Annotated in this window: 19 protein-coding genes; 4 read left to right on the top strand and 15 right to left on the bottom strand. The window is 63.6% G+C overall.

Features of this window, described 5'->3' with window-relative positions; genetic code table 11:
• Window positions 1–38: 38 nt before the first annotated feature.
• The 8 genes from P3G66_RS20665 to P3G66_RS20700 are packed head-to-tail and all read right to left on the bottom strand — an operon-like array spanning window position 39 to window position 9925.
• On the bottom strand, window positions 39–650 hold the full coding sequence (locus P3G66_RS20665) for a TetR/AcrR family transcriptional regulator (protein ID WP_276117061.1): 612 nt from the start codon (window positions 648–650) through the stop codon (window positions 39–41).
• A 42-nt stretch (window positions 651–692) separates the two neighbouring features.
• Complete coding sequence (locus tag P3G66_RS20670) at window positions 693–1478, bottom strand: enoyl-CoA hydratase family protein (RefSeq protein WP_276117062.1); 786 nt, start codon at window positions 1476–1478, stop codon at window positions 693–695.
• A gap of 13 nt (window positions 1479–1491) precedes the next feature.
• On the bottom strand, window positions 1492–2652 hold the full coding sequence (locus tag P3G66_RS20675) for an acyl-CoA dehydrogenase family protein (RefSeq protein ID WP_003942033.1): 1161 nt from the start codon (window positions 2650–2652) through the stop codon (window positions 1492–1494).
• Window positions 2652–4637 carry a biotin carboxylase N-terminal domain-containing protein gene (locus P3G66_RS20680; RefSeq protein ID WP_276117063.1) on the bottom strand — a complete coding sequence of 662 codons (1986 nt, stop codon included), beginning with the start codon at window positions 4635–4637 and terminating at the stop codon, window positions 2652–2654. Before P3G66_RS20680 ends, P3G66_RS20675 begins: the two co-directional genes overlap by 1 nt.
• Before the next feature lie 8 nt (window positions 4638–4645).
• Entirely contained in the window at window positions 4646–6244 is a 1599-nt protein-coding gene (locus P3G66_RS20685) for a carboxyl transferase domain-containing protein (RefSeq protein ID WP_003941989.1), read from the bottom strand.
• Entirely contained in the window at window positions 6241–7389 is a 1149-nt protein-coding gene (locus tag P3G66_RS20690; RefSeq protein WP_007728404.1) for an acyl-CoA dehydrogenase family protein, read from the bottom strand. Before P3G66_RS20690 ends, P3G66_RS20685 begins: the two co-directional genes overlap by 4 nt.
• Window positions 7386–9107 carry an acyclic terpene utilization AtuA family protein gene (locus tag P3G66_RS20695; protein ID WP_218679929.1) on the bottom strand — a complete coding sequence of 574 codons (1722 nt, stop codon included), beginning with the start codon at window positions 9105–9107 and terminating at the stop codon, window positions 7386–7388. Before P3G66_RS20695 ends, P3G66_RS20690 begins: the two co-directional genes overlap by 4 nt.
• Window positions 9104–9925, bottom strand: a complete 822-nt coding sequence (locus P3G66_RS20700) for a TIGR03084 family metal-binding protein (protein WP_003941918.1) — start codon at window positions 9923–9925, stop codon at window positions 9104–9106. Before P3G66_RS20700 ends, P3G66_RS20695 begins: the two co-directional genes overlap by 4 nt.
• A 109-nt stretch (window positions 9926–10034) precedes the next feature.
• Between P3G66_RS20700 and P3G66_RS20705 the strand changes: the two genes are divergently transcribed.
• Genes P3G66_RS20705 through P3G66_RS20715 form a run of 3 tightly spaced genes read left to right on the top strand, consistent with a single transcriptional unit; the run spans window position 10035 to window position 12264 of the window.
• Window positions 10035–10835 carry a crotonase/enoyl-CoA hydratase family protein gene (locus tag P3G66_RS20705; protein WP_003942035.1) on the top strand — a complete coding sequence of 267 codons (801 nt, stop codon included), beginning with the start codon at window positions 10035–10037 and terminating at the stop codon, window positions 10833–10835.
• Window positions 10832–11692, top strand: a complete 861-nt coding sequence (locus tag P3G66_RS20710) for an EamA family transporter (RefSeq protein WP_276117064.1) — start codon at window positions 10832–10834, stop codon at window positions 11690–11692. Before P3G66_RS20705 ends, P3G66_RS20710 begins: the two co-directional genes overlap by 4 nt.
• A gap of 44 nt (window positions 11693–11736) precedes the next feature.
• The gene (locus P3G66_RS20715) at window positions 11737–12264 is read left to right on the top strand and encodes a gamma carbonic anhydrase family protein (protein WP_050656397.1); all 528 of its coding nucleotides are present in this window, start codon (window positions 11737–11739) and stop codon (window positions 12262–12264) included.
• Window positions 12265–12304: 40 nt separating this feature from the next.
• On the opposite strand, the gene P3G66_RS20720 is transcribed toward P3G66_RS20715, so the two are convergent.
• The 7 genes from P3G66_RS20720 to P3G66_RS20750 all read right to left on the bottom strand — a co-directional run bounded on the left by P3G66_RS20720 (window position 12305) and on the right by P3G66_RS20750 (window position 18804).
• Complete coding sequence (locus tag P3G66_RS20720; protein ID WP_192712119.1) at window positions 12305–13291, bottom strand: pirin family protein; 987 nt, start codon at window positions 13289–13291, stop codon at window positions 12305–12307.
• 20 nt (window positions 13292–13311) lie between these two features.
• The gene (locus P3G66_RS20725) at window positions 13312–13785 is read right to left on the bottom strand and encodes a MarR family transcriptional regulator (protein WP_007728410.1); all 474 of its coding nucleotides are present in this window, start codon (window positions 13783–13785) and stop codon (window positions 13312–13314) included.
• Window positions 13772–14866, bottom strand: a complete 1095-nt coding sequence (locus tag P3G66_RS20730) for an LLM class flavin-dependent oxidoreductase (RefSeq protein ID WP_007728412.1) — start codon at window positions 14864–14866, stop codon at window positions 13772–13774. The genes P3G66_RS20725 and P3G66_RS20730 overlap by 14 nt, the downstream gene beginning before the upstream one ends.
• Before the next feature lie 147 nt (window positions 14867–15013).
• The gene (locus P3G66_RS20735) at window positions 15014–16546 is read right to left on the bottom strand and encodes a DHA2 family efflux MFS transporter permease subunit (protein ID WP_003942006.1); all 1533 of its coding nucleotides are present in this window, start codon (window positions 16544–16546) and stop codon (window positions 15014–15016) included.
• On the bottom strand, window positions 16543–17013 hold the full coding sequence (locus P3G66_RS20740) for a MarR family winged helix-turn-helix transcriptional regulator (RefSeq protein WP_003941890.1): 471 nt from the start codon (window positions 17011–17013) through the stop codon (window positions 16543–16545). Before P3G66_RS20740 ends, P3G66_RS20735 begins: the two co-directional genes overlap by 4 nt.
• Window positions 17014–17102: 89 nt before the next feature.
• Entirely contained in the window at window positions 17103–18068 is a 966-nt protein-coding gene (locus tag P3G66_RS20745) for an NADPH:quinone oxidoreductase family protein (RefSeq protein WP_003941986.1), read from the bottom strand.
• Window positions 18069–18147: 79 nt separating this feature from the next.
• Complete coding sequence (locus tag P3G66_RS20750; RefSeq protein WP_276117066.1) at window positions 18148–18804, bottom strand: TetR/AcrR family transcriptional regulator; 657 nt, start codon at window positions 18802–18804, stop codon at window positions 18148–18150.
• A 65-nt stretch (window positions 18805–18869) separates the two neighbouring features.
• Between P3G66_RS20750 and P3G66_RS20755 the strand changes: the two genes are divergently transcribed.
• The gene (locus P3G66_RS20755; RefSeq protein WP_276117067.1) at window positions 18870–19859 is read left to right on the top strand and encodes an NAD(P)-dependent alcohol dehydrogenase; all 990 of its coding nucleotides are present in this window, start codon (window positions 18870–18872) and stop codon (window positions 19857–19859) included.
• The last annotated feature ends 2 nt before the right edge of the window (window positions 19860–19861 follow it).

Below are 19861 nucleotides of genomic sequence, written 5' to 3' on the forward strand. Positions count from 1 at the left end.
GCGTCGAGAGCACCGGCGCCGGCCCCGCCGCTACCGATTCAGGGAGTTGCCACCGGTACCCGAACAAGTGTGGAATCCAATTGCGCCGCCCACTGTTTGACCACCTCGGTGCGTCGGCGCGAGTCGTCTGTCAAGACATCAGCCAGCCCCAGCCCGCGGGCCAGGTCCAGGGTCGCCTGTACCAAGCGGTGCGTCACCGGGTCGGAGTCGTCGACACCCAGACTCTCGACTGCCATGCGGTGCGCGATGCGCCCGAATCGTTCCTCGAGGGGCAGTACGCGGGCACGCAGGTCGGGGTCGGAGGCAGCGGCCGTCCACACCTGCAGTGCTGCTTTGAACAGAGTCCCGGTGTAGTACTCCACCAACCGCGAAATGATCGCCTCGGTTCGTCCGGCACCCACCGGAAGGTCGGTCGATTCCTTTCGTGCCTGATCCATCCGGGCGTCGAACATCACCTCGAGCGCCGCGGTGATGAGGTCCTCGCGGGTCGGGAAGTGATGCTGCATCGCGCCTCTGGACACCCCGGCACGCTGCGCGACGACGCTCATCGTCGTTGCGCTCCACCCGAGTTCGGCGAGACACTCCACACTCACTTCGAGCAGGTGGGAGCGCGTGACTCGACTTCGGTCCTGCTTGGGCTCTCGAGTCATCGCGCCTCCATCCTTTCTACCGCTGTGTTCCAGTGCGCAGTTCTACTGCGCCCAGGCTGCTGGACGCTTCTGCAAGAAAGACATCATGCCCTCACGAGCCTCGTCAGAGGAAAACAGCCGAGCCGACTGCGCGATCATCTCCTCGCCGTCCCGGTCGAATCCGGCCAGGACCGAACGCGTCGTGATCCACTTCGATTCGGCAAGTCCCTGCGGTGAACATTGGCGCAAGGTGCCGAGCAGTTCGGTGATCGACTCCTCCGTGTCCTGCGACGCGGAGGTGACGAGTCCGATGGATTCGGCCTCGTGCTGGCCGAACTTCTCGCCGGTGAGCAGATAGCGGCTCGCAGATCGCTGGTCGAGCCTCGGCAGGACCGTGAGCGAAATGATGGACGCCGCCAAACCCAACCGTGATTCCGTCACCGCGAAGGTGCTCGCCGGTCCGGCGACGACGATGTCGCACGCCCCGACAAGACCCATGCCTCCGGCCCGGGCGTGACCGTCGATCCGTCCGATCACCGGCTTGGGGAGTTCGAGAATGCTGCGTAAGAGTGTCAGCATCCCCCGTCCTCGTTCTTTGACGGCGTCCTCCGGAGATGCGGACGAACCGGAGGCCTCACTGAGATCGGCTCCCGCACAGAATGTTCCACCGGTGTGGGTGAGTACCACCGCTCGAACTGCCGGATCGGCGGCAGCCGACGTCAACCCAGCCTGCAACTCCGTGACCAACCGCGTCGAAATCGCGTTGCGGTTGTGGGGTGAGTCGAGAGTGATCGTGGCAGCACCGCCCGATACTTCGTACCGTACGTATGGCTTGTCCTGATCCGTCATGAGTCGCCTCTTCCTAGTAGGACCGTGGCAGACCGAGGGAATGCTGTGAGACGAAGTTGAGGATCATCTCGCGGCTCACCGGCGCGACGCGGGCGATGCGTGCCGCACCGAGCATGGCGGCCAGTCCGTATTCCTTCGTCAGTCCTGCGCCGCCATGCGTCTGGATCGCCTGATCGAGCGCCTTGATGCTGGCTTCGGCGGCGGCGTACTTTGCCATGTTCGCGGCTTCGGCAGCACCGAAATCGTCACCGCTGTCGTAGAGCACCGCGGCCTTCTGCATCATCAGCTTGGCGAGCTCGAGTTCGATCTTCACCTGCGCGAGTGGATGCGAAATACCTTGGTGCGCACCGATCGGCGTCTTCCACACCGTGCGCTCGTTGGCGAACTTCACTGCGGCGTTCAGGGCGTAACGGCCCATGCCGATGGCCATCGACGCACCCAGGATGCGCTCGGGGTTGAGGCCCGCGAACAACTGCATCAAGGCGGCATCGGCTTCGCCGACCAGAGCGTCGGCCGGCAGACGGACGTCGTCGAGGAAGAGGATGAACTGGTGGTCCGGTTCGATGATGTCCATCTCCATCTGCGTCTTCACGAATCCCGGAGAATCCGTGGGGACGATGAACAGAGCGGGCTTGAGCTTGCCCGTCTTGGAGTCCTCGGTCCGCGCAACGACGAGGACCGCGTCAGCCTGATCGACACCCGAGATGTAGATCTTGTTGCCGCTCAGGATCCAGTCGTCGCCATCCCTGCGTGCCGTCGTGGTGATCTGATGAGAATTGGAACCAGCGTCGGCCTCGGTGATTCCGAACGCCATGATCTTGGAGCCGTCGGCGAGGCTGGGTAGCCACTGCTGCTTCTGCTCCGCCGTGCCGTACTTGCCGATGATGGTGCCGCAGATGGCCGGGGATACGACAACCAGGAGCAGACCGGCACCCTGCGCCGCCAATTCCTCCTGCACCAGCGCGAGTTCGTAGATGCCTGCACCGCCGCCGCCGTATTCCTCCGGCAGGTTGACGCCCAGGAATCCGAGTTTGCCCGCCTCGTTCCACAATTCGGTGAGCGGCTCCCCCTTTCGCGCCTTGGGCAGCACGTAGTCGACGTAGTTGAAGCGCTCACCCAGTTTGGAAACGGATGCCCGCAGTTCCTTCTGCTCTTCGGTTTCGATGAAACTCATCATGCTTCCTCTTCTGTAGCGGGTTCTTCCACACGTGCGAGTACCGATCCGACCTCGACCTGCTGGCCGACGGCGACCGGAAGTTCCACCAGGACACCGGCAGTCGGCGCGGTGACGGTGTGTTCCATCTTCATGGCCTCCAGCCACAGAATCGGCTGGCCGGCGGTGACGGTGTCACCGAGTGCGGCACCGAGGCGGATGACCGATCCCGGCATCGGAGCGAGCAACGAACCGGCGGCGACTTCTGCCGACGGATCCACGAAGCGCGGTGCTGCCGTCAACGCGACGGGTCCGAGCGAGGAGTCGACAAAAATCTCACTCCCGTAGGCCGCAACGTCGAACGAGCGCTGTACTCCGCTCTGCTCGAGCACTACCCGGGTCGCAGTTGCCGATACCAGGCGCACGTCGTCGAAGCCTTCTGCACTCAGCACGCCGCTTCGGCTCAGGGAGTAGCGGACGTCGTAGTCGCCCGACGCAGTGGAATAGCTCTTGCTCTGCGGCTGCGACGGGAGGTTGCGCCACCCGCTGGGCAAGCGGCCGATGACGCGGGCCGACGCCCGGTTGTGCGCGGCATCGGCAAGTGCCGCCGCCAACGCCGAGAGTCTTTCGGCGTCGGTATCGGCCAAGGGCGTAGACAGCTTCTCGAGGTCGTGAGTCTCGAAGAAGGCAGTGTCGGTGTCTCCGGCAATGAAGGCGGGGTGGGCCAGGACGTTGACGAGCAGGTCGCGGTTGGTGCGCAGCCCGTGAATCCTGGTGCGCGCCAGCGTCGATGCGAGCAGCCGGGCAGCTGCGGTCCGCGTCGGCGCGTACGAGATGACCTTGGCCAACATCGGGTCGTAGTGGACGCCGACAACACTGCCGTCGACGACGCCGGAGTCGAGGCGAACGCCCTGCTCACGCAGAACACTGAATTCTTGCGGGTCACCGGGCAACTCGATGTGGTGGACGGTTCCGCTCTGCGGCTGCCAGTTCTTGGCGGGGTCCTCGGCGTACAGGCGCACTTCGATCGAATGCCCACGGATCTCCGGCTGATCGTCCGGAAGTGCTTCACCTGAAGCGACCTCTAATTGCAGTTCCACCAGATCGAGTCCAGTGGTGCACTCGGTGACCGGATGCTCCACCTGCAAACGCGTGTTCATTTCGAGGAAGAAGAAGTCGCCTTTTTCGTCAGCCAGGAATTCAACGGTTCCTGCGCCTTCGTAACCGATGGCGTTGGCTGCGAGCCGCGAGGCGTCGAACAGCTTGTCGCGCATGGCGGGGATGCGTTGCACGAGCGGCGACGGGGCCTCTTCGACCACCTTCTGATGCCGACGCTGGATCGAGCACTCGCGCTCCCCCACCGCCCACACCGCACCGTGGCGGTCGGCCATGACCTGAACCTCGATGTGCCGACCGGTTTCGAGGTAACGCTCACAGAAGACTGTCGGGTCGCCGAAAGCGGACTGCGCCTCACGCCGCGCCGCTTCCAGTTCGCCGTCCAGCGCCGACAATTCACGAACGACACGCATTCCGCGTCCGCCGCCGCCCGCCGACGCCTTGATCAGCACCGGCAGATGAGCCTCGGTCACCGCGGCGGGATCGAGTTCGGAGAGCACCGGCACTCCGGCGGCGTCCATGATCTTCTTGGACTCGACCTTCGACCCCATGAGCTCGATGGATTCGACGGGCGGGCCGATCCACGTCAGTCCCGCGTCGATGACGCTGCGCGCGAACTCCGCGTTCTCGGAGAGGAATCCGTATCCGGGGTGAATCGCGTCGGCGCCCGAAGCCTTGGCGGCGGCGATGACGAGCTCACCCCGCAAGTAGGTCTCGGCAGGCGTGTTACCCGGCAGGCGAACCGAAGCATCGGCTTCGGCGACGTGCGGGCTGTCGGCATCTGCGTCGGAAAATACCGCGACCGTGCCGATTCCGTTCTTGCGGCAGGTTGCAAAGACACGGCGGGCGATTTCGCCACGATTGGCGACCAGTACTGAAGTGATTGTCACGGCGTGCCTCACATACGGAAGACGCCGAAGTTCTCGGTGCCTTCGATCGGGGCGGTGGCGATGGCCGACAGGCACATTCCCACCACGGTGCGGGTGTCTCGGGGATCGATGACGCCGTCGTCGTACAGACGACCCGACAGGAACATCGGAAGTGACTCGGCCTCGATCTGGTTCTCGATCATCGCGCGCATGCCGGCGTCGGCCTGCTCGTCGAATACCTGGCCGCGGGCCTCGGCAGCAGCGCGTCCCACGATGGAGATGACGCCGGCGAGCTGCGCACCGCCCATGACGGCGGACTTGGAACTGGGCCAGGCAAAGAGGAACCGCGGATCGAACGCGCGTCCGCACATGCCGTAGTGACCGGCGCCGTACGACGCTCCGAGCAGGATCGAGATGTGCGGAACCTTGGAGTTGGCAACCGCATTGATCATCATCGATCCGTGCTTGATCATGCCGCCCTCCTCGTATTCCTTACCCACCATGTAGCCGGTGGTGTTGTGCAGGAACAGCAACGGCGTGTTGGAACGATTGGCGAGCTGGATGAACTGCGTGGCCTTCTGTGATTCCTCACTGAAGAGCACTCCACGTGCGTTCGCCAGGATGCCGATCGGGTAGCCGTTGAGCTCTGCCCACCCGGTCACGAGGGAGGAACCGTAGAGCGGCTTGAACTCGTCGAAGTCGGAACCGTCGACGATACGGGCGATGACCTCACGCGGATCGAACGGGATCTTCAGGTCGGCCGGAACGATGCCGAGCAACTCTTCCGGATCCTCGAGCGGTTCGATGATCTCCGCGCGCGGCGCCGGCCCCTTCTTGGTCCAGTTGAGCCGCTTGACGATCGAGCGCCCGATGCGGATCGCGTCCTGCTCGTCGGCGGCGAAGTAGTCGGCCAACCCGGACTTGCGAGCGTGCATTTCGGCGCCGCCGAGTGCCTCGTCGTCGGATTCCTCACCGGTGGCCATCTTGACCAGCGGCGGGCCTGCGAGGAACACCTTGGAGCGTTCCTTGATCATCACGACGTGGTCGGACATGCCCGGGATGTACGCACCGCCGGCCGTCGAGTTACCGAAGACCAGTGCAATGGTGGGGATTCCGGCTGCGGACAGCTGAGTGAGGTCACGGAACATACGCCCGCCCGGGATGAACACCTCTTTCTGCGTCGGCAAGTCTGCGCCGCCGGACTCTACGAGGGAGATCACCGGGAGTCGGTTCTGCATGGCGATGTCGTTGGCGCGGAAACCCTTACGCAGCGTCCACGGGTTGCTGGTGCCGCCGCGCACGGTGGGATCGTTGGCGACGATCAGGCATTCGACACCTTCGACGACGCCGATACCGACCACAGTGCTGGCGCCGACCGGGAAGTCACTCCCCCACGCAGCGAGGGGACACAGTTCGAGGAACGGTGAATCCTGATCGAGCAGGAGTTCGATCCGCTCGCGTGCCAGGAGCTTTCCCCGCTTGTGGTGCCGCTCGGTGTACTTCTCGCCGCCACCCGCCAACGCCTTGGCGTGCTCGACCTCGATCTCGGCGAGCTTGGTGTTCATGGTCGAAGTTGCGGTCTTGTACACCTCGGAATTGGTGTCCAGTGTTGACCGGATGACACTCATGACTGATACCCCAATCGCTTGGCCGCGAGGCCGGTGAGGATTTCGGTGGTTCCGCCACCGATTCCCAGAATTCGCATGTCCCGGTACTGCCTCTCCACTTCGCTTTCCTGCATGTATCCGAGGCCGCCGAACAGCTGAACAGCTTGGTTCGCAACCCATTCGCCCGTCTCGACTGCCGTGTTCTTCGCAAAGCACACCTCGGCGATCAGATCGCCGTCACCGGCCATGTACCGCTCGATCACCGAGTGCGTGTACACCTTGGCGACGTCGATCTTGCGGGCCATCTCGGTGACGGTGTTCTGGACGGCCTGCCGACTGATCAGGGGGCGACCGAAAGTCTCACGGGCGCGGCACCATTCGAGCGTCAGCTCCAGGCAACGTTCTGCACTGGCATACGCCTGCGCGGCGAGCGCTACCCGCTCGGAGACAAATGCCTGGGCGATCTGCGCGAAGCCGCTGTTCTCTGCACCGACCAGATTCTCCACCGGAACCCGGGCGTCGACAAAGGAGAGTTCCGCGGTATCGGATGCGCGCCAGCCCATCTTCTCGAGTTTGCGCGAGACGGTGAATCCCGGTGTGCCCTTCTCGATCACGAGCAGTGAGACACCACCCGCGCCGGGACCACCGGTGCGCACCGCTGTAACGACGAAGTCCGCTCGAACGCCGGAGGTGATGAACGTCTTGGCGCCGTTCACGACGTAATGATCGCCGTCGCGCTTGGCTGTAGTTGTCAGGTGCCCGACGTCGCTGCCTCCGCCGGGCTCGGTGATGGCGAGCGAGCCGATCTTGTCGCCGCGCAGGGTCGGCTTGACCCACTTTTCGATCTGCGCCTCGTCGCCGGCCGCGATCAGGTGCGGCACCGCGATGCCGCAGGTGAAGAGCGATGCGAACAGCCCGCCCGACGCACCTGCCTGATGCATCTCCTCACAGATCACGATGGAGTCGACGGCGTCGCCGCCCTCACCGCCGGCCGATTCGGGTGCGCTGGCCCCGAGGAGCCCGAGAGCGCCTGCCTTGCGGTGCAATTCGCGCGGAATCTCGCCGTCGCGCTCCCACTGCGTCAGATGCGGCAGAATCTCCTGGTTCACGAATCCGCGTACGGTCTCGCGAAGCGCAAGCCTTTCCGGTGTGGTCCACACGGTCACCGTGAATCCTCTTTCTCGTCAGTTACGGGGAGTAGCGAAATCGGGATGTCGATGTGGCGCGAACGCAGCCATTCACCAATTCCCTTGGCCTGCGGATCGAACCGTGCCTGTGAGGCGACACCCTGACCGAGGATTCCCTCGATCACGAAGTTGACGGCACGAAGGTGCGGAAGCTGGTAGCGAGTGACGTTCAGGTCTGCTGCTTCCGGTAGCAGTTCCTTGAGCATCTCGACGGTCAGTGTGTGCGCCAACCACTTCCACTGATCGTCCGTGCGAACCCAGACGCCGACGTTGGCATTTCCACCCTTGTCGCCGCTACGTGCACCGGCAATCGTGCCGAGTGGTACCGACAGCGACGTCTGTGGCGGCAACGGCTCCGGACGCTCCGGTTCGTCGACAGGTTCGAGGTCCTGCGTCAGCGTGGACGGAGCGATGTCCACGCGCGTGCCGTCCGGCAGTACGGCCACGTGCGGCACCGATCCCGCGTCGACGTAGCCGGGGGTGAACACTCCGTACGGTTGGCCGTTGCTCGGCGGAGCCGTCAGCGAGAAGCCGGGGTAGCTGGCAAGTGCCATTTCCACCGCAACCGCGGAGAAGGGGCGACCGATCACCTTGGGGTCGGAATCGCGAACCACGCAGCGCAGCAACGCACTCGCGGTTTCCTCGGTGTCGGAATCCGGATGATCCGTGCGAGCGAGAGTCCAGACCAGTTCGGCGGGCTTCTTCGTCAGCCAGGATTCGAGCTGAGTCTTCGCCAGATCGGCCTTGGCCTCGATGTCGAGACCCGTGAGGATGAAGGTGGCCTCGTTACGGAACCCGGCCAGCGTGTTCAGCGAGACCTTGTACTGCGGCGGCGGAGCCTCGCCCGTGACGCCGCTGATCAACACCCGATCCGGGCCTTCCTGGGTGAGCACTGCGTTGTCGATGCGGGTCGTCACGTCCGGGCCTGCATAGCGTCCACCGGTGATCTCGTACAACAGCTGCGCCGTCACCGTGCCGACGCTCACCTCGCCGTCCGTTCCGGCGTGCTTGGTGATGACCGAAGATCCGTCCGCGTTGATCTCGGCGATCGGGAAGCCAGGCCGGCCCAGATTGGGAATCTCTGTGAAGAACGCGTAGTTGCCGCCGGTGGCCTGGGTTCCGCACTCGATGACGTGGCCCGCCGCGACAGCACCGGCAAGCTGATCGAAATCATCTCGCTTCCAACCGAAATGGTGAGCGGCCGGACCGACGATCACCGACGCATCGGTGACCCGTCCGGTGACCACGACATCGGCGTCGGCCGACAATGCTTCGACGATGCCCCAGGCGCCGAGGTACGCATTGGCCGTCAGTGGGGAGCCGAGTCCGAGTTCGCCTGCCCGAGAGATCAAATCGTCGCCCTCGACGTGGGCGATCTTTGCGTTCAACCCCAGCTTGGTGTTGACCTCGCGCAACGCGTCGGCCAGTCCGGCGGGATTGAGACCGCCTGCATTCGCGACGATCTTCACCCCCTTGTCGAGCGCAAGGCCGAGCGTGTCCTCCACCTGCCGCAGGAACGTCTTCGCGTAGCCGAGCGACGGGTCCTTCATCCGATCCCGCCCGAGGATCAACATCGTCAGTTCGGCCAGGTAGTCGCCGGTCAGGTAGTCGAGTTCGCCGCCCTCGAGCATCTCGCGCATCGCCGAGACGCGGTCGCCGTAGAACCCGGAGCAGTTACCGATCCGTACCGAACTCATTTGCCCACCTTCGATGCTCGTCCCTCACCGCTGGATCCGACGGCGGCTCGTCCCTCACCGCTGGGTCCGGCAAAGGCCTGCGCGAACCCGAGCCACTCGTCCGCGTCGGCACCCACGGCGACCAGATCGAGATCGGCGCGATTGGCACGCTGGGTGACCAGCAAGCAGAAGTCCAACGCCGGCCCGGTGACCTTCTGCGGCGCATCTTCCGGCCCCCAGGTCCAGAGCGACCCGTCCGGCGCGGTCAACTCAACCCGGAAATCGTCGGCGGGCGGCGTCTTCTCGTTGACCGAGTACGCGAAGTTTCGCGTCCGCACACCCAGGTGAGCGATGTTCTTGATGCGCGCCGTCGGAGCGCGTTCGACGCCGAGTGCGTCGGCAACGTCCTGCCCGTGCGCCCACGTCTCCATCAGTCGCGCGGTAGCCATGGAGACACCGCCCATGGGCGGGCCGTACCAGGGGAACTTGGTTCCGGCCGGGGCGGCGGTGAGCGCCTCGACGAGAGCGGTGCGACCCGCTCGCCAATCGGCGAGCAACTCCGCCGGCTGGCGGGCCGCCTGTTCGGCAGCACCGTCGTCGACAAACCCTGCCGGGTTCACGAACGCCGCCTTCAACTGCTCCGCGAACCCGTCCGGGTCGGTGATCGCCAGGATCGCTGCACTGTCCGTCCAGTGCAGGTGCCCGATCTGATGTGCGATGGTCCACCCTTCCGCAGGCGTCATTGTCGCCCACTTCTCCTCGGGCAGATCCGCAACCAGGGCGTCTAGGCTCTCGCCTTCGGCCCGCAAGTCATCGATGAACGTCTGAAGTTCGGCCATGCGACCAGCATCACACCCACATCCATAAAAATCAAGCACGAATGATTGTTATTGCGAAATCCTGTGGTGAGAGACTGAGTTCAACTGCCATCGACAACCAGGAGCACCCATGAGCGACGCCGTACTGATCTCGCGAACCGGCGATGTGGTCACGTGGACCCTCAATCGCCCGGACACCCGCAACGCGATCTCCGAGATCGACATGATCGAGGCCCTCGAAGACGCAGTCACCGCGGTTAACCGAGATCAGAGTGTGCGCACGGTCATTCTGACGGGGGCCGGATCGGCCTTCTCCTCCGGCGGCAACGTCAAGCACATGCGAGACAAGGAGGGCATGTTCGGTGGCGCACCCGGCGAGATCCGCCAGGGCTACCGGCACGGCATCCAACGCATCCCGCTCGCGCTGTACACGTGTGAGGTGCCGACCATCGCGGCGGTCAACGGCCCGGCCATCGGAGCGGGCTGCGACCTCTCCCTCATGTGCGACCTCCGCATCGCCTCGACCGCCGCGGTCTTCGCCGAGAGTTTCGTCAAGGTAGGACTCATTCCCGGCGACGGCGGAGCGTGGCTGCTCCCCCGCGCGATCGGCAACGCCCGCGCGGCCGAGATGGCGTTCACCGGTGAACCGATCGATGCTGCGAGAGCACTCGACTGGGGTCTGGTCTCGCAGGTGACCGAGCCCGAGGAATTGCTTTCCGCTGCGCACGCTTTGGCAGCTCGAGTAGCCGCCAATCCCCCGCAGGTACTCCGCATGACCAAAAAGCTCCTCCGCGAGGGCCAGCACCAGAGCCTCGAGAGCTTGCTCGAACTCTCGGCCGCCATGCAGTCGATCGCCCATCACACCCGAGATCACCACGAAGCCGTCGCCGCGATGCTCGAGCGTCGAAGTCCCGAGTTCACCGGAGAATGAAGGCCGGCAGTCAGCTACTGCCGGTCGGAGCAGTCCTCACGTCGATACTGTCGCTCCAGTTCGGCGCGGCATTCGCGACGACTTTGTTCTCGCAGATCGGGCCGGCCGGAGCCACGACGCTGCGGCTGACGATCGCCGCGATCATCCTCGGCGTCATCGTCCGCCCGCGATGGAGCAGATGGTCGAACCGGCAGCGCAAAGGCATCTTCGCACTGGGCATCGCCCTCGCCGTGATGAACGGCGCCTTCTACCTCGCCCTCGACACGGTGCCCATCGGAACGGCCGTCACCATCGAGTTCCTCGGACCGCTCACCCTGGCCGCAGTTCTGTCTCGTCGGTGGGCCGACGGAGCATGGGTGCTGCTCGCCTTCGGCGGAGTGTTGCTGCTCGGGTTGGGCGATCACGGCGAATCCGGTTTGGACCCAATCGGGGTGATGTTCGCGTTGATCGCCGCTACTGCGTGGGCCGGATACATCGTGGCCGGTTCCCACCTGGCCGCGACGCTCCCGAGCGCCGACGGGTTGGCAGGCGCAAGCATCGTCGCGGCCGTATTGACGCTGCCCTTCGGCGTCGTCTCGGGCGGAAGTGAACTGCTGGATCCGACGATGCTCGCCGCAGGCGCAGCCGTCGCCGTCCTCTCGTCCGTCATCCCGTACAGCTTGGAAATGTGGGCGCTGCGCTCTCTAGCCAAGAAAGTCTTTGCCGTCCTCATCGCCCTCGAACCCGCAGCGGCCGCACTGGCCGGAGTCCTCGTGATCGGGCAAACGCTCGACGCGTTCACACTCGTGGCCATCGCACTGGTGGTGGCCGCGGGCGTCGGCACAGTCGTCATGAATCGAAAACCCACACCGAAATAGTCCAGGTACCGTCAGAGCACGTCATTCCAACGCACAGGAGAACCATGACCAACCCGATCATCGCCACCGTTCTCGGACGCACCCCGCAAATCGACGAGAGCGCGTTCATCGCGCCGAATGCCACCGTTGTCGGCGCGGTGACCATCGCTGCGGGAGCCAGCATCTGGTACGGCGCGGTTATCCGCGGCGACGCCGAATCGATCTCCATCGGCGCGGACACCAACATTCAGGACAACTGCACCGTGCACGCCGACCCGACGTTCCCCGCAGTTCTGGGCGAACGAATCTCGGTCGGCCACAACGCGGTGCTGCACGGGTGCACCGTCGAAGACGACGTTCTCGTCGGCATGGGTGCCGTGGTGCTCAACGGCGCACACATCGGCTCGGGGTCACTGATTGCAGCCGGCGCCGTCGTGTCTCAGGGGATGCAAATCCCACCTGGATCACTGGTCGCCGGCGTGCCCGCCAAGGTCAAACGTGAACTCTCCGAAGGCGAAAAGGCCGGTATCACCGCCAACGGCGCCGGCTACATCATGCTCGCGAAGGCTCACCAGGACATCGAACAAGCCTGATCGAAACGACGCTCGCGGCCGGTAGCAGCAAGAGCAACGACTAGCCTCGGGGCCGCAACGTGCTGTTCGGCAACTCGGGTGCCGGGAGCGCCGGACCGTCGTATCCCGGCACGACGCCGAAACGCCGGTCCGGGACGCTGCCGTCGAATCCGGAGGCAAGCTCGGCCTGCCACTTGCGTCGATACTCGACGATCTCTTCGTGTGTACGGCCCATGAAGTTCCACCACATGATGACCTGCTCGCCCAACGGTTTCCCGCCGAGAAGTAGCAGTCGAGCCGGTTCGGATCCCGGATTGCGCAAAGTCAGTTTTCCGAAACCCGGTGCTTGATAACCCAACTCGGCCCAGCCGACAGTGGTACCACGCAGAACAACCGATCCTTGATCGACGATCACGCCGTGCTCATGTGAACGATCGACATCGAGGGCGATCTCGGCCCCAGGATCGAGAATCACCTCGGCACCGAGTAATTCGGTGAAGGTAGACACCGGAGACGTTTCACCGGCGAGCGAACCGAGGAACACACTGAGCGTGACACCATCGGTTGTCACCGGCTCCGGTCGATAGTGAACGAACGCGGGTGCGGTATCGCGCGCCGCATCCGGCAGGGCCACCCACAACTGCATCCCGTGCAGAACCTTCGTATTCGGCGTCGACACCTCGGAGTGCGCGATCCCACTCCCGGCCGTCATCAGATTCAGTTCACCCGGCCGCACCATCGCATGGGAACCGATGCTGTCACGGTGCTCGATCTCTCCGGTGAACAGCCAACTCACCGTCTGCAAACCGGTATGCGGATGCGGCGGCACATGCATGCCCCGTCCTGAGCCGACGTCATCCGGACCGTAATGATCTGCAAAACACCATCCCCCGATCAGCGAACGCTCGCGTTGCGGGAGGGTGCGTCGCACTCGCATGGCCCGCGGGCCACCGAGCGGTACGTCGCGCGGGGTGAGGATCTGAATCTCGCTCTCCGCCGGATGGCCTTCGCATTCCTGCTCGACGGGCTGCGCTTCGAGGTTGCTCATATCGTCCATCCTGCCTCCAGTCATGACTGCGCGAGACGCAGACGCGTGCACAATTCGGCCAACAGTCGAAGTTCATCCGCGTCCAGGGCCGGTCCGACGTGGCGGCGGATGCTCGCGGCATGACGGCGACCCACTGATTTCTGCAGCGCTGCACCCGTTTCGGTGAGTTGCACGATCGTCCCGCGGCGATCCTGTGGATCAACACTTCTCGTTACCAGACCTTCGCCCTCCAACCGTTCCACCAGGCGACTGAGCGAAGGCTGGCTCAGCAATATCTCCCGATTCAGGTCATGCAGGCGAAGGGAACTACTCGGCGCAAGACTCAGCGTGAACAGCACGTCGTACTCGCGCATCGACACCTGATCCCAGACGTCATCGGCAGAGAGCCGCCGCATCACCGACACCTGGGCGCGAAACAAGGCTTCCCAGGCGTCGGTGGCGAGTTCGGTGGTGCTGACCGGAACCTCAGGCGGTTGCTCGTCAGGCAGTGACACTGCTTGCCTCACGAGCCGCCTTCATCGACGCGTGAGTGGGCGGGTTGTCCGGCACATGTGCTGGCCGCCTGGCCGCGAACTCACGGCGCAGAACCGGAACAACTTCCTCACCGAGCAGATCGAGCTGCTCGAGCACCGTCTTCAGCGGCAGTCCGGCGTGATCCATCAGGAACAGCTGGCGCTGGTAGTCACCGAAGAAATCGGCAAACGCCAACGTCTTCTCGATGACCTGTTCAGGGGAACCGACGGTCAGCGGCGTCTGCTCGGTGAACTCTTCGAGTGAGGGCCCGTGGCCGTACACCGGAGCATTGTCGAAATACGGACGGAATTCCTTGACCGCGTCCTGACTGTTCTTGCGCATGAAGACCTGACCACCGAGACCGACGATCGCCTGATCCGCGGACCCGTGGCCGTAATGCTCGTAACGCCGGCGGTAAAGATTGATCAGCTCGATGTAGTGCTCTTTCGGCCAGAAGATGTTGTTCGCGAAGAATCCGTCGCCGTGATACGCCGCGATCTCCGCGATCTCGGGGCTGCGGATCGAGCCGTGCCACACGAACGGCGCGACGCCGTCCAGCGGGCGCGGTGTGGACGTGAATCCCTGCAGCGGTGTGCGGTACTCCCCTTGCCAGTTCACGACCTCCTCGTCCCAGAGCCGGCGAAGAAGTTGATAGTTCTCGAGCGCCAACGGGATACCGGCGCGAATGTCCTTGCCGAACCACGGGTACACAGGCGCGGTGTTTCCGCGACCCATCATCAGATCGACGCGCCCCTCGGCGAGGTGCTGGAGCATCGCGTAATCCTCGGCGATCTTCACCGGGTCGTTGGTGGTGATCAGCGTCGTGGACGTGGAGAGCGTGATCTTCTCGGTCTGGGCCGCGATGTATCCGAGCATCGTGGTCGGAGATGACGGCACGAACGGCTTGTTGTGATGCTCGCCGGTCGCGAAGACGTCGAGACCGACTTCCTCGGCGTGCTTGGCGATGGTCGTCATGGCCTTGATGCGCTCGTGCTCTGTCGGGGTCGCCCCCGTCGTGGGATCAGTGGTGACGTCACCGACCGTGAAGATTCCGAACTGCATGGTTGCTCCTCCGCGAACTAGATCCATGCGTTTGCATGTAACTGATCAAACATTCAACCATCCAGCTGTATTCCACGGCAAAAAGGTGAGGGCGGCACACAAGATGTGTGCCGCCCTCACCTGGACGAACGATCTACCGAAAAGCGGTCAGTGCATAACGATCGGCGTTGCCGTCTCGCCCTCGGCCACCGGCCTGGTGGTCTTGCTCCGCGGCAGGAAGAACGCCGGGATGAGGGTCAGGACGATCAGCACAGTGGCAACGAGGAAGGTGTTACCGAAGGCATCCGACGCCGCACTGAGAATCGAATTCGCAGCAGACTCCTGCGGACTTCCCGGTTCGGTCGGAATGTGCGAGGCCGCACCGACCATCGTCGTGTCGAGGCCACGATCGAGAAGCTGGTTGGTCAAGACCACCGACATCACGGCGGTACCGATCGAACCTGCGGTCTGCTGAACGATGTTCATCAGGGTGGAGCCGCGAGCAATCTGCTCGTTGGAGAGCGTCACGATAGCTGCGGTCATCAGCGGCATCATGGTGCAACCCATACCGAGGCCCATGACGAACAAGGCACCCATCAGCAGCCACGTCGGGGAATCCGAGGCAACCTGTGTGAACACACCCAAGCCGATCAGAATCAACGGCAAACCGGTCAGGACGATCTTGCCCGGGCCGATCTTGTCGACCAGTCGACCAGCGATGGGCATGGTGACCATAGCGCCGAGACCCTGCGGAGCCATCAACAATCCGGCAGCGAGCGTGGTGTGACCGCCGACCTGGATGAAGTAGCTCGGGAACAGCAACCCGGCGCCCATGAACGCGACGATGAACAGCGACGTCGTGATGACGGCGGTGGTCAACTGACGGTTCTTGAACAGGTGCAGGTCGATCAGCGGGTGATCCTTGTTGAGCGCGTGGAACACGAAGGCGATGATCAGCGCCAGACCGATACCGGCCGACACCAGAACCCGAGCCGACGCAACCGTTCCCACCTCAGGGATGGACGACACACCGAACAAGAACAGCGCGAGGCCGGGTGACAGCAGGATCATGCCGAGGAAGTCGAAGGACTCCGAAGGCTTCGCCTTGTCGGACGGCAGAATGATGAATGCCGCTGCCAACGCGATGATGCCGATCGGCAGGTTGATCAGGAAGATCCAGTGCCAGCTCGCGGCCTCGATCAGCCAACCACCGAGGATCGGGCCACCGATGGGGCCGAGCAGCATCGGGATACCGAGAACTGCCATGACGCGACCGACGCGGTCCGGACCGGCGGCCCGGGTCATGATCGTCATACCGAGCGGCATCAACATGCCGCCGCCGAGGCCCTGGAGCACACGGAAGCCGATGAGCGAGGTGATGTCCCACGCCATCGCACAGGCGACCGAACCGAGCACGAACAGCACCAGGGCCGTCATGTAGAGGCGCTTGGTGCCGAAACGGTCGGCAGCCCAACCGGTAACCGGAATGACCGTCGCCAAAGCGAGGGTGTAGGCCGTCATCGTCCACGCGACGGTGGCGTACGAAGTTTCGAAGTCCTCGGCAAAGGTGGTGAGCGCGACGCTCACCACGGTTACGTCGAGAATCGACATGATGGCGCCGAGCACCACCACGGAAGCGATCTTGAGGACCGCCCCGTCAAGTTTGTCGGACGCCGGTGCCGGCGCGTTCGGCGATGTCATCGCGAAGTCTCCTGGTTAAGTGCTCGCAGATAGTCACCCGCGAGAATGGGCTTGAGAGCCTCGAACAAACGAATCCGCTCTGGCTCAGGAACACGCGACGCGAATTCGCGAAGCTGGCCGCGCTTGCACTCGATGTGGTTGGTCGTCACCTTACGACCGGCCTCCGACAAGGAAACCCGCTTGACGCGTCGGTCCCGCTCGTCTTCACGGCGATCGACCAGACCCATGTTCACGAGCTGATCGATGTTCCGCCCCGTAGCTGCCACCGAGAGCCGAAGCTCGTCGGCAACCTCGTTGATCGGGATCGCCGCATCACGTTGTGCAAGTACGAACAGCACACGCACCTGAGAGAACGAGAGATCCAGTTCGATCAACGCATCGATCGACTCCGAATCACCGGCGCTCATCAGGCGAGTGAACAACTCGTCGAGTGCTCCATACAGGTCATCAGAATCGGAAGCGATCACCTGGCAAATGGTAGTGCGGTTGCAACTATTGCCCAAATGAAAACATGTTGCAACTTATTATTTGGTGACCACCATCACGTTGCAAAGAATCATTCCTGCAGCAAGATGGCCTTTCCGAGAACTTTGCCGCTTTCGAGATCAGCCAGGGCAACTGCTGCGTCGGCAAGCGGATACCGTGCCTTGACCAGCGGACGCAAGCCGTTTCGGACGTGCTCTACCAGCGATGCGTGTACCTCGGCTACCGCCTCGGGATTGGTACGCGTGAACTCACCCCATGCCGCGCCGACAATGCTGATATTGCGAAACAGCACCCGGTTCACCTTTACCTCGGGAATACCGCCGCCGGCGAATCCGATCACCACGAGTCGTCCTTCGGGTGCCAGAACCCGGACCGCGTCGTCGAACGCATCGCCGCCCACCGGATCCACCACGATCTGAGCGCCGACGCCGTCGGTCAGTTCCCGAATCCGCTCTCCCCATCCCGGAGCCAGCGCGACCACCTCGTCGGCACCGAGCTCACGCAAGAAGTCATCGACGCCCTCGCGTCGTACCACGGCGATCACCCGGGCACCGTGCGCCTTGGCCAGCTGGATGGTTGCCGTTCCGACTCCGCCTGCAGCGCCCAGCACGACGACTGTCTCCCCCGCGACGATCTTCGCGCGACGAGCGAGCGCGAACTCCATCGTCTGATAGTTGATGATCAGCGAGGCCGCCTCGTCGAAGGCGAGTCCGTCCGGAATTCGGAGTACCTGCGCCGGGTTGACGGCAATCCGCTCTGCATACCCACCCAGATACGCGGCCGCGAGAACACGATCGCCCGGAGCGAAACCCGACCCTTCCGGCGCGGAGACCACGACGCCCGAGATCTCCGCGCCGGGAATGAACGGCGGTTCCGGGCGGATCTGATACTTGCCGTAGGTGATGAGCAGGTCCGGAAAGCAGACGCCACTTGCCTTCACATCGATGAGAACAAGACCTTCGGCTGCGGGCTCGGGAACCTCCTGCGCGACAATTCCTTCGGGACCGGACAGTTCCGTAACCACCATGGCGCGCACAGAAAGCTCCTCTTCGGGACATCTGAAGTCTGGACCGGTAACCCGGTTTTCTCGACTTTAACCCGGTACTCACGTCAGATCATCGTTCGCTCCCGATGTGCAGACGTTCGAGTCCGTCGAGAATCAGATCGAGACCGAAAGCGAATTCGGCGGCGTAGCTGTATCCCGGAGCAAGGACGTGCTTGGTGGTGAACTCGGCCAGGTGCGGATACTGACCGCTCTCGAACGAGCCCATGATCGCCTTCGCCAGTTCCGTCGTTTCCTGCGCTGTTTCGAACGGCAAGCTCACTTCTTGCAGCACGAAGCCGTAGATGTACGCATCCATGATCGAAAAGGCATGCGCAGCAAGGGCGACGGGAAAGTCGGCGGCGCGTAGCGTTCCGATGACGGCATCGTGGTGGCGCAGGGTCGCGGGACCAGGCGTCGTTCGGGACTCCATCAACGGAGTTGCCCACGGGTGCCTCCCCAACACTTCCCTTGTCGATACCGCTCGCACGTGAAGTTCCGTGCGCCACGGGCGTCCCGGCGTCGGCAGATCGATCTCCGCGAAGACCGCATCGACCATTCCGTCGAGCAGATCCCCTTTGTCCGAAACATGGTTGTACAGAGACATCGCTTCGACGCCCAGTTCGGTGCCCAGCTTCCGCATGGTCATCGAATCGATTCCGACGGAATCGGCAAGCGCGACAGCAGCGTGTACGACGTCGTCTCGGGTCAATCTTGCGCGCTTCTCCACGTTGACAGAACTTACACCGTAAGTGCAATACTTACGCTGTAAGTATTCGACGAACGGAGACTCGCATGCCGAAGGAACTGATGACCGCCGTCGTACAGGATCGCTACGGCGAGGCCGACGTTCTCTACGTCGACCACATTCCGCGCCCCACTGTCGCCGACAACGAAGTGCTGATACGCGTCGAGGCCGCGTCCGTCGACCGCGGGGCATGGCATCTCATGGCCGGACTGCCATATCCGTTGCGCCTCGCGGGTTTCGGGCTGCGCAGACCTAGGAACCGGGTACGCGGACTGGACGTATCCGGCCGAGTCGAGGCCGTCGGCAGTTCGGTGACCCGCGTGGCAGTCGGCCAGGAGGTATACGGGATCGCGGTCGGTTCGTTCGCGGAGTACGCACGCGCACTCGAGACGAAGATTGCCGCAAAACCTGCCCGGTTGTCGTTCGCACAAGCAGCAGCGGTGCCGGTCTCCGCCCTCACAGCGTTGCAAGCCGTGCGCGACCACGGCCGCGTGCAGGCGGGCCAATCCGTCCTCGTACTCGGCGCATCCGGTGGCGTCGGGATCTACGCGGTGCAGGTGGCAAAAGCCATGGGCGCTCACGTCACCGGCGTGTGCAGCACCTCGAAAACCGATACCGTCCGCTCCATCGGTGCCGACGAGGTTCTCGACTACCGCGTCGACGACGCCACCGACGGATCGCATCGGTACGACGTCATCATCGACACCGGCGGCAACCGCCGACTGCGAGATCTTCGACGGGCGCTCACACGCACCGGAACGCTGGTGATCGTCGGCGGCGAGAACGGCGGACGGTGGCTCGGCGGAACCGATCGCCAAATACGCGCACAGTGCTTGTCTCCGTTCATATCTCAGAAAATGGGCACCTTCATCGCTTCGGAGAACGCCGACGATCTGGAGGTCCTGACGCAGATCATCGACGCAGGTGACATCACCCCGGTGATCGACTCCGTTCATCCCCTTGCCGACACCGCCGTCGCCGTGGCACGAATGGTCGACGGCTCCGGCTGCGGAAAGCAGATAATCGCCACTCGCTGAAA

Source organism: Rhodococcus sp. C3V (genome assembly GCF_029269915.1).
Classification (GTDB): domain Bacteria; phylum Actinomycetota; class Actinomycetes; order Mycobacteriales; family Mycobacteriaceae; genus Rhodococcus_F; species Rhodococcus_F qingshengii.